The sequence below is a fragment of the Pseudodonghicola sp. genome (assembly GCF_048268305.1).
Taxonomy (GTDB): Bacteria; Pseudomonadota; Alphaproteobacteria; order Rhodobacterales; family Rhodobacteraceae; genus Pseudodonghicola.
Window position 1 is genome coordinate 1 of record NZ_JBLWVT010000008.1, and the last position, 14,588, is coordinate 14,588.

Consider the following 14,588-nt stretch of genomic DNA (forward strand, 5'->3'; position numbering starts at 1 on the left):
GGGAAGAAGGGGCTGAATCAGCTCCCATTCGAAGTCGGTCAGATCAAAACGTGCCATGCTCACCTCCGATAACGGAAGGGAAGCACGCACCAGCCCCTCAGGGAATCCCCTTTATGGGTTCAGAACCTAGCCCGGCACGCATGACGATATACGACTCTTACGTGATCTGTACCGCGCCGCGCAGCGGCAGCACCCTGCTGTGCAAGCTGCTGACGGTGACCAGGGTTGCCGGCAGGCCGGCCTCCTATTTCCATCGGCCCGCGGTCGAGGATTGGCAACAGAGGCTTGGCATCGTGCCGGACGCGGGGGCGACCGAGCGCGCGGCGCTCGATGCCGTTTTTCGTGCCGCGATCCGGGAGGGCAACGCCGGCACCGGGGTGTTCGGGCTGCGCCTGCAGGCCCATAGCCTGAAGTTTTTCCTGCCGCGGCTGGCGGAGCTCTGCCCGGAGGCGGCGGGCGATGTCGCCCGGTTCCGGCAGGTCTTTGGCGAGACCCTGTTCGTTTATCTGCAGCGGGCGGACAAGCTGGCGCAGGCGGTGTCCTATCTGAAGGCGGAACAGACCGGGCTGTGGCATGTGGCGGCGGACGGCAGCGAGCTGGAGCGGCTCGCCCCGCATCGCGATCCCGCCTATGACCGGGAGGCGATCCGCGCCGCCATCGAAACGATGGAGGGCCATGACCGCGCCTGGGAGGACTGGTTCGCGCGTGAGGGGGTGCGGCCGCTGCGGATCTCTTACGACGCGTTGTCGAGCGATCCCCTGGGCGTGCTGCGCGGGGTGCTGGAGCGTCTGGGGCTGGAGTCCGAGGCGGCCTGCGGGGTGGTGCCGGGGGTCAGGAAACTGGCCGACGAGACCAGCCGGAACTGGGTGGAACGGTATCGGTCGGGGAGGTGAGCCGGGCGCCCGGCGGCGCGCCTAGGGGCTGCTGTCGGGATGACCCTAGGCGGGACGGCACCGGACCGAGGTTCAAGGACGGCTCCGGGCCGTTGCAGCCACAGCGCTTTCATCTATAGAGAGAAAACATCTCACCTTCCTACCCGCCAAGAGGCAGTATTATGCCATCCGGAATCGACACAGCCTCAATTGCCGCCGAGCGGAAGCGCTATTTCACGCCGCGCTGGTTCTTGGACCTTCTGGCGGCGCGGCTGTCGCTGGGCGACACGTTCTGGATCGGCGGTTTCGGGACCGCGCTGGTCTTTGCCCCCTTCGGCTTCACTCTGTTCCTTGTCGCGCATTGGGTCCTCTCCCCCGGACAGTTTCGTATCCTGATGGGCGGCTGGATCACCTTTCTGACTCTGTTTCATGCCGCCCTATGGACGGCCATTGTCCGAACTGCCTGGCGCACGCCACAGGTCGGCGGATGGCGATGGGTCGGCGTTCTGGTCGCCCTGTTCAACATCGCCGCCATGGCGACGATGACCTATCTGTTCTGGACCGGGGCAATCGCGCTGGTGCCTAGCCTGCTGCGCTGAAGCGACGGACAAGCCCCCCATTCCCCACTGGCCCCCGCAGACGCCGCATGGCATTACGGGCGGGCATCACCAGCTAGGGGAGACGAGGCCATGACATTCGGAAAAGGCTGCCACCTGCACCTGATCGACGGCTCTGCCTTCATCTTCCGTGCCTTTCACGCGCTGCCGCCCTTGACCCGCAAGTCCGACGGGCTGCCGATCGGGGCGGTCTCAGGGTTCTGCAACATGCTGCAGAAATACGTCGAGGACGCCAGCGGCCCCGACGCGCCGACCCATGTGGCGGTGATCTTCGACAAGGGCAGCCATACCTTCCGCAACGATATGTATGACCTCTACAAGGCCAACCGCGAGGAGATGCCCGAGGCGCTGCGCCCGCAGATGCCGCTGACCCGCCGCGCCACCGAGGCCTTCAATATCGCCTGCGAGGAGATGGCGGGATATGAGGCCGACGACATCATCGCCACCCTCGCCACCCGGGCCCGCGACCTTGGCGGGCGGGTGACCATCATCAGCTCGGACAAGGACTTGATGCAGCTCGTCGGCGGCGGGGTCGAGATGCTCGACGCGATGAAGAACCGCCGCATCGACATCGAGGGTGTGCGCGAGAAATTCGGCGTCGATCCCGACCGAGTGGTCGACGTGCAGGCGCTGGCCGGCGATTCGGTCGACAACGTGCCCGGCGCCCCGGGGATCGGCATCAAGACCGCCGCGCTTCTGATCAACGAATACGGCTCGCTCGAAGCCCTGCTGGACCGCGCCGAGGAGATCAAGCAGCCCAAGCGCCGGCAGGCGCTGATCGACAACCGGGCGCAGATCGAACTGTCGAAGAAGCTGGTGCAGCTCGATTGCAACACGCCCCTGACCTTCTCGCTCGACGACCTGGAGGTGAAGGAGCCCGACCCCGAGGTGCTCCTCCCCTTCCTGGCCGAGATGGAGTTCCGCACCCTCTCCAAACGCATCGCCGAAAAGCTGGGCGCCGAGGCGCCGGTGATCGCCGACATCCCCAGCCAACCGGCCGCGGGCGACGATCCGGCGCCGGAGGCGGTGCCCTTCGACACGTCCAAATACGACTGCGTCCGCGATCTGGCGACGTTGGAGAAATGGGTCGCCGCGATCCGTGAGCGCGGCGTGGTGGCGGTGGATACCGAGACCACCGGCCTTGATGAGATGATCGTCGATCTGGTGGGGATCTCGCTCTCCACCGCGGCGGGCAAGGCCTGCTATATTCCGCTGATCCACAAGACCGGGGCGGGCGACGACCTGTTCGGCTCCACCGCGCTGGTCGAGGGGCAGATCGCGGTCGAAGACGCACTGGCCTGCCTGAAGCCGGTGCTCGAGGACGACGCCATCCTCAAGATCGGGCAGAACATGAAATACGACGCCAAGATCTTTGCCCGCCACGGGGTGAAGGTGGCGCCGATCGACGACACCATGCTGTTGTCCTATGCGATGCACGCGGGCCTGCACGGCCATGGCATGGATACGCTGAGCGAACGCTATCTGGGGCACGAGCCGATCCCGATCAAACCGCTGCTGGGCGGCGGCAAATCGGCGATCACCTTCGATTTCGTCCCGATCGAAGAGGCGACCGCCTATGCCGCCGAGGATGCCGATGTCACCTGGCGCCTGTGGGAGACCTTCAAGCCGCAGCTTCACCGCGAAAAGGTGACCACCGTCTACGAGACGCTGGAACGCCCGATGGTGCCGGTGCTGGCCGAGATGGAGATGGCCGGCGTCAAGGTCGACCGCGAAGTGCTGAGCCGGATGTCCAATGCCTTCGCCCAGAAGATGGCCGGGCTCGAGGCGGAAATTCACGAATTGGCCGGCGAAAACTTCAACGTCGGCTCACCCAAGCAGCTGGGCGAAATCCTGTTCGACAAGATGTCGCTGCCCGGCGGCAAGCGCGGCAAGACCGGCGCCTATGCCACCGGTGCCGACGTGCTGGAGGATCTGGCGGCCGAAGGTCACGATCTGCCGGCCCGGGTGCTGGACTGGCGGCAATTGTCGAAACTGAAATCGACCTATACCGATGCCTTGCAGGATCATATCAACAAGGAAACCGGGCGGGTCCATACCTCCTACATCATCTCGGGGGCGGCGACCGGGCGGCTGGCCTCGACCGACCCGAACCTGCAGAACATCCCGGTGCGCAGCGAAGAGGGCCGCCGCATTCGCGAGGCCTTCGTCGCCGAAGAGGGCAAGCTGCTGCTCAGCCTCGACTACAGCCAGATCGAATTGCGGATTCTGGCGCATATGGCCGACCTGCCGGCGATGAAACAGGCCTTTGCCGAAGGCCAGGACATTCACGCCGCGACCGCGTCGGAAATGTTCAACGTGCCGCTCGACCAGATGACACCCGAGATTCGGCGACAGGCCAAGGCCATCAACTTCGGCGTGATCTACGGGATTTCAGGCTTTGGCCTCGCCCGCAACCTGCGCATTCCGCGGGCCCAGGCGCAGGGCTTCATCGACCGCTATTTCGAGCGTTTCCCCGGCATCAAGGACTATATGGAAGAGACCAAAGCCTTCGCCAAGGAACACGGGTTCGTCCGCACCCTCTTCGGGCGCCGCGTCCATACGCCCGAGATCAACGCCAAGGGCCCGCGTGCCGGTTTCGCCTATCGCGCCGCGATCAACGCGCCGATCCAGGGCACGGCGGCGGATATCATCCGCCGTGCCATGATCCGCATGCCGCAAGCGATCGCCGGCCTGCCGGCGAAGATGCTGCTGCAGGTGCACGATGAACTGATCTTCGAGGTTGATGAAGATGCCGTCGATACCGTGGCCGCCCGCGCCCGCGAGGTGATGGAAGGCGCCGCCGACCCGGCGGTGCATCTGAACGTCAAACTGGTGGCCGACGTCGGCAAGGGCCGGAACTGGGCCGAGGCACACTAGGCCCCCCGCCCCCGTCCTTCGCGCCCGGCCCCTCGGGTCGGGCGCCGCGCCTCTGACCTAGACGCCTAATCCCGACATCCAGCCCAGGCTATCCTCGGTCTTCGCGGTGGTCGGGCGATATTCGGCGCTGATCCAGCCATCGTAACCGCCGGTGGCGATGGCGGCGAACAAGGCCGGGAAATAGACCGGCCCCTGACCCAGCCGCGGCTCGGTCCGCTCCGGCGGGGCGCCAAGCTGGATATGGCGCACGAGGGGGCGGAACTTCTCCCAGACTGCCAGGGCGTCACCATGGATCTTCTGCGCATGATAGCTGTCGTATTGCAGCCCCAGATTGGGGCGGCCCACCCGCTCCAGCACCCGCGCCGCCAGATCGTAATCGCTGAGGAAATAGCGTGGCTGATCGCCAAGGTTCAGCGGTTCGATGGTGAACGTCTGATCGGGGGCCAGATCGGCCAACCAGCGCAGGTTGTCGACCAGCGCCTCTTCCGCTTCCATGCCCTCGGCATAGCCCGCCATCACGTGGATCACATCCGGCGCCAGCGGGGCGGCATAGGTCAGTACCGCCTCCATCGCCGCTCGGAACCCTTCCTCGCCGCCGGGCAGCGCCGGGTAATCGGGGACCACGTCACGAGGCGGCGCGTTGATCAGTGCCAGCTTCAGTCCGGCGCCGTCCAAAGCATCGCGAATTTCCTGCGCGGGGACGTCATAGGGAAAGAGGATCTCCACCCCCTCGAACCCGGCGTCCTTGGCGGCCTGAAACCGGGTCGGAAACGATCGCTCGGGAAAGAGGTGAGAGATATTGGCGGCAAGTTTCGGCATCTTGTCTTCCTTCGGGATAGCACATGAACCGACGGCGCCGACTGCCCGCCCTCAGGCGGTCTCAAGCTCCGACGAGGGAATGATGGGGAAAAACTGCCCCGAGGACCATACCCCGAACCAGCCGTCATGGTGCGTTCCCAGTTCGACTAGCCGATAAAAGCTCTTGCGGTCAATCAACGCCTCGAGATTGGTCCGGACCAGGACATAGGGCGAAGGTTCGCCGGTTTCCGGATCACGCACCACCCGGATCGGATGATCGGGGCCGGCGACGGCGACATCCCCGGTCTTGGTGGTAAAGGTCAGCACCTGATCGCGGCCCTCACCCTCCGCCTCGAAATCCACCGCGAGGAAGGGGGCGTCATCGACGGTGATCCCCACCTTCTCGACCGGGGTGACCAGGAAATATTTGCCGTCTTCCTTCTTCAGAATCGAGGAGAACAGCTTGACCAGCTCCGGCCGCCCGATCGGGGTGCCGAGATAGAACCAAGTCCCGTCCCGCGCGATCCGCATGTCGAGATCGCCGCAGAAATCCGGGTTCCACAGATGCACAGGCGGAAGCCCGCGCGTTTTCGCAGCACGTACCGCATTGGCGATGCCATCGGCCGAGGGTGTCACAGGTTTTTGTCCGCTCATCGCTTTTGCCATTTTCTTCGCGCAGGTTACACTAACACCATATAAGCCCGACGAAAGGCCCACGAAAGGAATCCCATGTCTGACACCGCCGATCTGGTCGCCGAGATTGAGGCGCTCGAAGACAAGCTGGCCCGCGCCAAGGCGTCGATCACCCGCCGTTTCATCGGCCAGGAACGGGTGGTCGAGCTGACGCTGACCGCGCTTCTGTGCGGCGGTCACGCGCTGCTGATCGGGCTGCCCGGGCTGGGCAAGACCCGGCTGGTCGAAACCCTGTCCACCGTGATGGGGCTGCAGGGCAATCGCATCCAGTTCACCCCCGACCTGATGCCCGCCGATATCCTGGGCTCCGAGGTTCTGGACACCGCCGCCGACGGCAGCCGTGCCTTTCGCTTCGTGCCCGGGCCGATCTTCTGCCAGTTGCTGATGGCGGATGAGATCAACCGCGCCAGCCCGCGCACCCAGTCGGCGCTGTTGCAGGCGATGCAGGAACATGTGGTGACGGTGGCCGGGCAGGACCGCCCGCTTGGCCCGCCCTTCCATGTGCTGGCGACGCAGAACCCGATCGAACAGGAGGGCACCTATCCGCTGCCCGAGGCGCAGCTCGACCGCTTTCTGGTGCAGATCGACGTGCCCTATCCGGATCGCGAGACCGAGCGGAACATCCTGCTCGCCACCACCGGGGTGAGCGAAGAGGCGGCGACCGAGGTGTTTTCAGTCGCCGAGCTGCTGGCGGCGCAGACCCTGCTGCGGCGGATGCCGGTGGGCGAGTCTGTGGTCGAGATGATCCTCGATCTGGTGCGCGCCTTCCGCCCCGAGGAACCCGGCGTGTCGGATCGCGTCGCCGAAACCGTCGCCTGGGGTCCAGGCCCGCGCGCGGCACAGGCGCTGATGATGACGGTGCGCGCCCGCGCCCTGCTGCAAGGTCGTCTCGCCCCCAGTGTCGAGGATGTGCTGAACATGGCCCGCCCGGTGCTGAGCCACCGGATGGCGCTGACCTTTGCCGCCCGCGCCCGCGGCGACAGCCTGGCCGATCTGATCGACGACACCGCCGCCGGCCTGATCCGGGCCGAGGCCGCGGCGTGATCACCGCCCCCCATCTGCGCGCCCGCGCCGAGGCCGAGGCCGCCAGCCTGCCGCCGCTTCTGGCGCGTGCCGACCATCTGGCCGGCACCATCCTGCTGGGGGAACACGGCCGCCGACGCGCCGGGATGGGGGACGATTTCTGGCAATACCGCCCGGCCCAGCCCGGCGACAGCCGGCGGATGATCGACCACCGCCGCTCGGCCCGGGGGGATCTGCAATTCGTGCGCGAACGCGAATGGCAGATCGCGCAATCGGTGATGCTCTGGGTCGATCGCGGCGCCTCGATGCGCTTTGCCTCTTCCAAGGCGCTGCCGGAAAAGGCCGACCGCGCCCGTCTGCTGGGGCTGGCGCTGGCGATCCTGCTGGTGCGCGGCGGCGAAAGGGTGGGGCTGACCGGCACCGCCCTGCCGCCCCGGCGTGGACAGGCGCAGATCCTGCGGCTGGCCGAGGCCTTCATCGAGGATGCCGAAACCGATTACACCCCGCCCGAACACCGGGCGATGATCCCGCACGCGCGGGCGGTCTTTATCTCCGACTTCCTGGGCGAGATGCAGGAGGTCGAGCTGGCGCTGACCAAGGCGGCCGACCGTGGCGTGCGCGGCGTCCTGCTGCAACTGCTCGATCCGGCGGAGGAGGAGTTTCCCTTTCAGGGCCGCACCATCTTTGAAAGCGTTGGCGGCACGCTTCGCCATGAAACCCTGAAGGCCGGGGATCTGCGCGCCCGCTATCTCGACCGGCTGGCGGAGCGGCGCGACCGGCTCGATCGGCTCTGCCGGGTCACCGGCTGGCAGTTCGGCACCCACCACACTGGCGAGAGCGCACAGTCGGCGTTGCTGTGGCTTTACCGTGCGCTCGACGGGGGCATGCGATGACGACGCTGCTGGGCCTTGGCTTCACCGCGCCCTGGCTGCTCCTCGGGCTGGCCGCGCTGCCGATCCTCTGGCTGATCCTGCGGGCCATCCCGCCGGCACCGGTGCGGCGGCGGTTCCCCGGCGTGGCGCTGCTGCTCGGTCTGAAGGATGACGAGGCGACCTCGGACCGCACGCCCTGGTGGCTGATGCTAATCCGCATGCTGGCGCTGGCGGCGATCATCCTGGGTCTGGCCGGGCCGGTGCTGAACCCGCAGCAACAGGCCACGGGGCGCGGACCGCTGTTGTTCGTGCTGGACGCCAACTGGGCCGGCGCCCCCCGCTGGGCCGACCTGATCGCCCATCTCGATACCCAACTGGCCGAAGCGGGCCGCGCCGGGCGACCGGTGGCGATCCTGTCGCTGACCGCGCCCGAGCCGTTGCAATTCCAATCCGCCGATGCCTGGCGCAGCCGCCTGCCCGGGTTGAAGCCCGCCGCCTGGCTGCCGACCGAAGCGCAGCTGACACAGGCCGGCGCCGCGGTTCAGGCCGCCACCGAAAGCTTCGACAGCCGCTGGCTCAGCGACGGGCTCGCCCATCCCGGACGCGCGGCGCTGATCGCGGCGCTGCAGGCGAAGGGCGCACTCACGGTCTATGAGACCGGCCAGCCGGTGATCGGCATCGGCCCGGCCAGCTTTCAGGACGGCGCTATTCACCTGACGCTCTACCGCTCGCTCCCCGGCCCGGCGCGCGAGATGGCGGTGCTGGCCCAGGGGCTCGACCCCGCCGGCACGCCAAGGATGCTGGCCAGCACGCCCGTCCGCTTCGAAGATGGCGCGCTGAGCGCCGATCTGGCGCTGTCGCTGCCGGCGGAACTGCGCGCCCGCGTCACCCGGTTCGAGGTGCAGGGCCAACGCTCTGCCGGGGCGGTGACGCTGACCGACGACCGCCTGCGCCGACGCGAGGTGGCGCTGATCGCGGGTCGTGAGAATCGCGAGGGGCTCGAGCTGCTGTCGCCGCTGCACTACCTGCAACAGGCGCTGAAACCCTCGGCTGATCTGCTGCATGGCGGGCTGATGGATCTGTTGCCGGCCAATCCCGACGTGATCGTGCTGGCCGATGTCGCCACCCTGGCGCCGGCGGAAAAGACCGCGCTGACCGACTGGGTGGAAAAGGGCGGCATGCTGCTGCGCTTCGCCGGCCCGCATCTGGCCGCCAGCGATGTGTCCCGCGCCGAGGAAGACCCGCTGATGCCGGTGCGCCTGCGCAGCGGCGGCCGCACCGTCGGCGGCGCGATGAGCTGGGGCGCCCCCAAGACGCTGGCCGCCTTCCCGCCCGATTCACCCTTTGCCGGCCTGCCGATTCCGGCGGATGTCTCGGTCAGCGCCCAAGTCATGGCGCAGCCAGACCCGACACTGGCCGACCGGGTGATCGCGGCGCTGACCGATGGCACGCCGCTGGTCACCCGCAAGAACCTGGGACAGGGGCAGGTCGTATTGTTTCACGTGACGGCCAATGCCGAATGGTCCTCCCTGCCGCTCTCGGGCCTCTTCGTGCAGATGCTGGAACGGCTCGCCATCTCCTCCGCCGCCAAACCGCCCTCGGCCGAGGAGCTGGCGGGCACCACCTGGCGACCGGTACAGGTGATGGACGGCTTCGGCACGCTGTCGGATGCCGGCGCCCTGCCCGGGGTCGACGGTCCGACCCTGGCCGCCGCCCCGCTCGGCCCGGATCTGCGCCCCGGCGTCTATGACAGCGGCAAGCGGCGACTGGCGCGCAACGTGCTGGGGGCCGATGATGTGCTCACCCCGGCCGACTGGCCCGCCAATGTGCCGGTCGAGACCATGGCGGAGTCCGCCGAACGCCCGATCGGCGGCCCGCTGCTGGCATTGGCGCTGGTTCTGCTGGCGCTCGACGTGATCGCCTCTCTCGCGCTTGGCGGGCGGCTGCTGCCGCAGCGGGGGCGGATCGCCGCCATCGCCATCGCCCTGCTCACCGCCCTGCCGCAGGGCGAGGCGCGGGCACAGGCCACCGCACCGCAGCCGACCGAGGCCGAAACCGAATTCGCCATCCGCGCCGCCGGCGAATTGACCCTCGCCCATGTGCTGACCGGCAACACCAAGCTGGACGATATCGCCCAGGCCGGGCTCAAGGGCCTGTCGGATACGCTGTTCTTTCGCACCTCGATCGAACCGGCCGTGCCCATCGGTATTGATCTGGACAAGGACGAGCTGGCCTTCTTCCCCTTCCTCTATTGGCCGATCACCCCGGACCAGCCGCGCCCCTCGGACGCCGCCTATGCCAAGCTGAACGACTACCTCCGCTCGGGCGGGATGATCCTGTTCGATACCCGCGACGCCGATGTGGCAAGCTTTGGCGCCGCCAGCCCCAACGGCCGCAAGTTGCAGGAGATCGCCGCGCCCCTGGACATCCCGCCGTTGGAGCCGGTGCCGCGCGATCACGTGCTGACCCGCACCTTCTATCTGTTGCAGGACTTTCCCGGCCGCAGCGCCAATGCCCCGGTCTGGGTCGAGGCTGCGCCCCCCGACGCTGAACAGGTCGAAGGCATGCCCTTCCGCAATCTCAACGATGGGGTGACCCCGGTGGTGATCGGTGGCAACGACTGGGCCGGCGCCTGGGCGGTGGATCGCAACGGCAACCCGCTGCTGCCGGTCGGCCGCGGCATGACCGGCGAGCGGCAGCGCGAACTGTCGCTGCGCTTTGGCGTCAATCTGGTGATGTATGTGCTGACCGGGAACTATAAGTCCGACCAGGTCCATGTGCCCGCCCTTCTCGACAGGCTGGGACAATGACCGGTTCAATCGTCTTCGACCCGCTGCTGCCCTGGCCCGCGCTTGCCGCCCTGGCCGCGTTGACTGCGCTGGCGGTGGGGCTGGCGCTTTGGCGCGGCCTGTCGGGCTGGGGGCTGCGGCTGCTGGCCGGGGCGGTGGTTCTGGCGGCGCTTGCCGGCCCCTCCTATCGGCAGGAGGACCGCGCCCCCCTCAGCGATATCGTCCTGCTGCTTGAGGACGAGAGCGCCAGCCAGGGCCTCTCCGACCGCACCGCCCAGACCAAAACCGCCGCCGATGCGCTGGCGCGAGAGATCGCCGCGCGGGAGAATACCGAGCTGCGCCGTATCCGCGTGCCCGATGGCGCCGGCGATGACGGCACCCAGCTGATGACCGCGCTGGCGAATGCCCTGGCCGAGGAACCCCGCGCCCGGGTCGCCGGGATCATCGCGCTGTCGGACGGGCGTGTCCACGACATCGACCGCGCCCCCGAGCTGCCAGCGCCGCTGCATCTGCTGCTGACCGGGCACAAGACCGACTGGGACCGCCGGCTGATCGTCCGCAATGCCCCCGCCTTCGCCATCATCGGCGAATCCGTCACCCTGACCCTGCGGGTCGAGGACAGCGGCGCCGCACCACAAGACGACCGCATGGCACCGCTGGATATCTCGGTCGACGGCAGCGCGCCGGAGCGGTTCCAGGTGCCGATCGGCCGCGACATCGACCTGCCGCTGACCCTGCCGCATGGCGGCCGCAACGTGATCCGCTTTTCCGTCCCCGCGGCAGAGGGCGAGCTGACCGACCGCAACAACTCTGCGCTGATCCAGATGAACGGGGTGCGCGACCGGCTGCGCGTGCTGCTGGTCTCGGGCGAGCCGCACGCCGGCGGGCGCACCTGGCGCAACCTGCTGAAATCCGACAGCTCGGTCGATCTGGTGCATTTCACCATCCTGCGCCCGCCGGAGAAACAGGACGGCGTGCCGGTCGAGGAATTGTCACTGATCGCCTTTCCCACCCGGGAGCTGTTCATGGAGAAGATCCACGATTTCGATCTGATCATCTTCGACCGCTACAAGCGGCGCGGCATCCTGCCGGCGCTCTATCTCGACAATGTCGCCGAATACGTCCGTGGCGGTGGCGCCGTGCTGGTCGCCGCCGGCCCGGACTTCGCCAATGCCGCAAGCATTTATCGCTCCCCCCTGGCGCCGGTGCTGCCGGCCCGGCCGAGCGCCCGGGTGATCGAGGAACGCTATCGCCCCACCGTCAGCGATCTGGGCAAGCGCCACCCGGTCACCGCCGATCTGGGCGACGGGGCCACCTGGGGCTCCTGGCTCAGGCAGATCGAGGTCGAGCCGACCTCGGGCGAGGTGGTCATGACCGGATACGAGGGCAGGCCGCTCCTGATCCTCGACCGGGTGGGAGAGGGGCGGGTCGCGCTCCTCGCCTCGGATCACGCCTGGCTGTGGAGCCGGGGCTACGAGGGCGGCGGGCCGCAACTGGAACTGCTGCGGCGGCTGGCCCATTGGATGATGAAGGAACCCGAGCTGGAGGAAGAGGCGCTCTGGGCCGAACCCACCGGCCAGACCATGCGCATCATCCGCCGCACCCTGGGCGACACCGTCGGCCCGGTCACCGTCACCCGCCCCGATGGCGGCACCGATCAGGTGCCGCTGCGCGAGGTCTCTCCCGGCCGCTACGAGGCGACCTATCAGGGGCCGGAAATCGGGCTTTACCGGCTGGTCGAGGGGGAGCAGAGCGCGGTGATCGGCCTGGGCCCGGCGGCACCGAAGGAATTCGAACAGACCATCGCCACCGGAGAGGTGATGCAGCCGGTGATCGCCCCCCTGCGCGGCGGCATCAAATCTCTGGAAGACGGGCTGCCACGTCTGCGCGACGTCCGCGAAGGCCGCCCCGCCGCCGGACGCGGCTGGATCGGCCTGACCCCACGCGGCGCCTATGAGACCCGAGACCTCCGCCAGACCCCGCTGCTGCCCGCCTGGCTGGTGCTGATCCTCGCCTCGGCGCTGATCCTGGCCGGATGGCTGAGGGAGGGGCGGCGGTAAGGGGCGGCCCCGCTCCCTCGGATGTGTTGCCGGAAGTATCGCGCGCCACGCTCGCCAAGGACCGCTCAGAGCCCTTAGCCGCCGTTGGACCCAACAATACAAATCACCTACGGTACAGTGAGAGCAGCGAGGCGAAGATTTGAAACAACCAAGAATTGCTATCGGTATCACCACTTATGAAGACATTTCCTCGGTAGCCATTGGACTGGCCGTTTATGAACTGCTTCTGGAATTTGGGGGGAAGCTACAGCCAGAGTTCGTCAACTGGCACGAACCTGTGAACATCCCCGTGGCGGACCGAGAAACCTGGAGCCGCTATTGGTCTATCGACGCCATAACCAGAATAGAAGGGGGAGCCACCGAGTTCAAATTCGGCCCCATCTGGCGGCGCAGGACGTCGCTGGCAAGCACGGGAACAGTGACCCATGGGGATCGTTCCGGGCGTGACGCCGCCTCGACATTCCAGCTTTCCGCCAGGATTGCCGGTAGCGTCGATTGGCTTCAACTTTTCAGCAAGTTATGCACTATCTTGAAGCCTGCATATGGCATGCTGCACTGCTTTCCACCCGAAGAAGTCAAGAGACTTGATTACCTGAGTTTCGATGGACCTGTTGCGGGTGAGATCGCCTTCACTGCTCGCGTGACCTCCGATGGAAACCTTGTCAGACCAGATATGCGGCGGCGAACCTTTCCACGTCAGTTCACCTATCTGCCAGAACTCTCTTGGGCCAATTATTTCGGCCCAGAATGGGCGGGGACATACGATGTAGAGGGAGTGATTGGCCGGGCGCATAGGGCATCGCGTGACGAAAACGGGGTTCTCATTCAGGTTTCCGAAAACTTCGCTGACGTTTCGAAAAACCGTGAGACGTTCAACAAGCAGCGCGACCTGCTTCGGTCATGCTTTGTGCCGGGGACATTTCGCACGGTCTTGCCGGCATAGATTCTAGCCGCGCCACCGGCGGCTTCGTCCCGCGAAGCTGACATCCAAGACAGGCAGCGCCCCCACAGATTTCCGCCGCCCCCCTTCCCCTCCCGGCTCCGGTTGCGGCGGCGGTCTCTCGAGCGCTCCCAGCAACCCAGCACCGCCGCCCCGCTCCCCCGTTACTTGAACGTCACCCGCACCACCGGATCGCCGGGCAGGCCGACATAGGTGACGCTGGCGCCGCCCTTGCCCTTGGCGGGGGGCATCAGCGGCCCGAAGGAGCCGACCGAGACCAGATCGCCCGGCTTGAACTTCACCCCCTTGTCGCGCAGCCAGAGGACGGATTGCGCCGGATGCCCCAGCACCGCCGCGCCCGGGACATCGGCCAGAACCTCGCCATCCGCCGCGCGCAGCACCACCTGCATCGCGCCAAGCGCCTGGGTCATCGCCGCCGGGTCGGTCACCGCGATCCCCTCGCCCATCACCCCATAGCGGGCGCCAACGCCCATGGCGGTCAGGGTGACGCCGTCGATCGTCTCGCCCTTGGCCAGCATCAGATCGGGCAGCTCGATAAAGGGGCGCACGGCGGCGACATGGGCCATCACCTCATCCACTGTCTGCGCCTCGTTGATCGCCTCGTCACCAACCTCGAGGATCAGGTCGGCCTCGAACACCGGCACGGCGCCCCAGGGCATCGCCACCTCGGCCCCGTCGGGCAGGATGGTGTCGTGATAGAGCACACCCATCACCGGTTCGCTCACCCCGAAACGCTCCTGCGCCGGTGCGCTGGTCAGCCCGGCCTTATAGCCCACGACCGGCCCCATCACATCGGACAGCGCCAGGATCAGCTTGGCCTGTGAACAGATCGCATCGGCCATGTCACCGCCGGGCGACAGCGCCTTGGCCGGCATCTTGCTGCTATAGGCGTCGACAAAGGCGTCGATCTCCTCCTCGGTGGCACAGGCGGCCTGGGCCATCGGGGCCGCGACGCACAGGGCGGCGGCCAATATCCAGTTTGCGGAACGCATCGTCTCTCCTCCCACAGATGAGCTGGCCCCATCC

The 14,588-nt window shown here is 67.2% G+C and carries 11 protein-coding genes; 8 read left to right on the forward strand and 3 right to left on the reverse strand.

Annotated features, from left to right (window positions below; translation table 11 throughout):
- Nucleotides 1–140: 140 nt before the first annotated feature.
- The 3 genes from ACN0V4_RS15285 to polA all read left to right on the forward strand — a co-directional run bounded on the left by ACN0V4_RS15285 (nucleotide 141) and on the right by polA (nucleotide 4,366).
- The gene (locus ACN0V4_RS15285; protein ID WP_417677612.1) at nucleotides 141–893 is read left to right on the forward strand and encodes a Stf0 family sulfotransferase; all 753 of its coding nucleotides are present in this window, start codon (nucleotides 141–143) and stop codon (nucleotides 891–893) included.
- Nucleotides 894–1,054: 161 nt separating this feature from the next.
- A complete protein-coding gene (locus ACN0V4_RS15290) occupies nucleotides 1,055–1,471 on the forward strand; it encodes a hypothetical protein (RefSeq protein WP_417677614.1) in 417 nt (138 codons plus the stop codon).
- Between the two features lie 90 nt (nucleotides 1,472–1,561).
- Nucleotides 1,562–4,366 (forward strand): DNA polymerase I, encoded by a 2,805-nt coding sequence (gene polA, locus ACN0V4_RS15295; protein ID WP_417677616.1) that lies wholly within the window; start codon nucleotides 1,562–1,564, stop codon nucleotides 4,364–4,366.
- Nucleotides 4,367–4,423: 57 nt separating this feature from the next.
- On the opposite strand, the gene ACN0V4_RS15300 is transcribed toward polA, so the two are convergent.
- The gene (locus ACN0V4_RS15300; RefSeq protein ID WP_417677618.1) at nucleotides 4,424–5,185 is read right to left on the reverse strand and encodes a hydroxypyruvate isomerase family protein; all 762 of its coding nucleotides are present in this window, start codon (nucleotides 5,183–5,185) and stop codon (nucleotides 4,424–4,426) included.
- A gap of 51 nt (nucleotides 5,186–5,236) precedes the next feature.
- Nucleotides 5,237–5,818 carry a DUF1285 domain-containing protein gene (locus tag ACN0V4_RS15305; protein ID WP_417677620.1) on the reverse strand — a complete coding sequence of 194 codons (582 nt, stop codon included), beginning with the start codon at nucleotides 5,816–5,818 and terminating at the stop codon, nucleotides 5,237–5,239.
- Nucleotides 5,819–5,893: 75 nt separating this feature from the next.
- Here ACN0V4_RS15305 and ACN0V4_RS15310 point away from each other — a divergent pair, with 75 nt between their 5' ends.
- The 5 genes from ACN0V4_RS15310 to ACN0V4_RS15330 all read left to right on the forward strand — a co-directional run bounded on the left by ACN0V4_RS15310 (nucleotide 5,894) and on the right by ACN0V4_RS15330 (nucleotide 13,544).
- On the forward strand, nucleotides 5,894–6,901 hold the full coding sequence (locus ACN0V4_RS15310) for an AAA family ATPase (RefSeq protein ID WP_417677622.1): 1,008 nt from the start codon (nucleotides 5,894–5,896) through the stop codon (nucleotides 6,899–6,901).
- Nucleotides 6,898–7,773, forward strand: a complete 876-nt coding sequence (locus ACN0V4_RS15315) for a DUF58 domain-containing protein (RefSeq protein ID WP_417677624.1) — start codon at nucleotides 6,898–6,900, stop codon at nucleotides 7,771–7,773. The genes ACN0V4_RS15310 and ACN0V4_RS15315 overlap by 4 nt, the downstream gene beginning before the upstream one ends.
- Nucleotides 7,770–10,562, forward strand: coding sequence for a DUF4159 domain-containing protein (locus ACN0V4_RS15320; RefSeq protein ID WP_417677626.1), 2,793 nt, complete (start codon nucleotides 7,770–7,772; stop codon nucleotides 10,560–10,562). Before ACN0V4_RS15315 ends, ACN0V4_RS15320 begins: the two co-directional genes overlap by 4 nt.
- Complete coding sequence (locus ACN0V4_RS15325) at nucleotides 10,559–12,601, forward strand: hypothetical protein (RefSeq protein ID WP_417677628.1); 2,043 nt, start codon at nucleotides 10,559–10,561, stop codon at nucleotides 12,599–12,601. The genes ACN0V4_RS15320 and ACN0V4_RS15325 overlap by 4 nt, the downstream gene beginning before the upstream one ends.
- A gap of 139 nt (nucleotides 12,602–12,740) precedes the next feature.
- Nucleotides 12,741–13,544 carry a hypothetical protein gene (locus tag ACN0V4_RS15330; RefSeq protein WP_417677630.1) on the forward strand — a complete coding sequence of 268 codons (804 nt, stop codon included), beginning with the start codon at nucleotides 12,741–12,743 and terminating at the stop codon, nucleotides 13,542–13,544.
- Between the two features lie 161 nt (nucleotides 13,545–13,705).
- Here ACN0V4_RS15330 and ACN0V4_RS15335 read toward each other — a convergent pair whose 3' ends face one another.
- The gene (locus ACN0V4_RS15335; protein WP_417677632.1) at nucleotides 13,706–14,554 is read right to left on the reverse strand and encodes a 2-keto-4-pentenoate hydratase; all 849 of its coding nucleotides are present in this window, start codon (nucleotides 14,552–14,554) and stop codon (nucleotides 13,706–13,708) included.
- Between the last annotated feature and the right edge of the window lie 34 nt (nucleotides 14,555–14,588).

Coding starts and splice junctions, on each gene's coding strand:
- ACN0V4_RS15320 (WP_417677626.1), top strand. CDS start 7,770: ATGACGACGCTGCTGGGCCTTGGCTTCACCGCGCCCTGGCTGCTCCTC.
- ACN0V4_RS15325 (WP_417677628.1), top strand. CDS start 10,559: ATGACCGGTTCAATCGTCTTCGACCCGCTGCTGCCCTGGCCCGCGCTT.
- ACN0V4_RS15285 (WP_417677612.1), top strand. CDS start 141: ATGACGATATACGACTCTTACGTGATCTGTACCGCGCCGCGCAGCGGC.
- ACN0V4_RS15305 (WP_417677620.1), bottom strand. CDS start 5,818: ATGAGCGGACAAAAACCTGTGACACCCTCGGCCGATGGCATCGCCAAT.
- ACN0V4_RS15310 (WP_417677622.1), top strand. CDS start 5,894: ATGTCTGACACCGCCGATCTGGTCGCCGAGATTGAGGCGCTCGAAGAC.
- ACN0V4_RS15290 (WP_417677614.1), top strand. CDS start 1,055: ATGCCATCCGGAATCGACACAGCCTCAATTGCCGCCGAGCGGAAGCGC.
- ACN0V4_RS15300 (WP_417677618.1), bottom strand. CDS start 5,185: ATGCCGAAACTTGCCGCCAATATCTCTCACCTCTTTCCCGAGCGATCG.
- polA (WP_417677616.1), top strand. CDS start 1,562: ATGACATTCGGAAAAGGCTGCCACCTGCACCTGATCGACGGCTCTGCC.
- ACN0V4_RS15335 (WP_417677632.1), bottom strand. CDS start 14,554: ATGCGTTCCGCAAACTGGATATTGGCCGCCGCCCTGTGCGTCGCGGCC.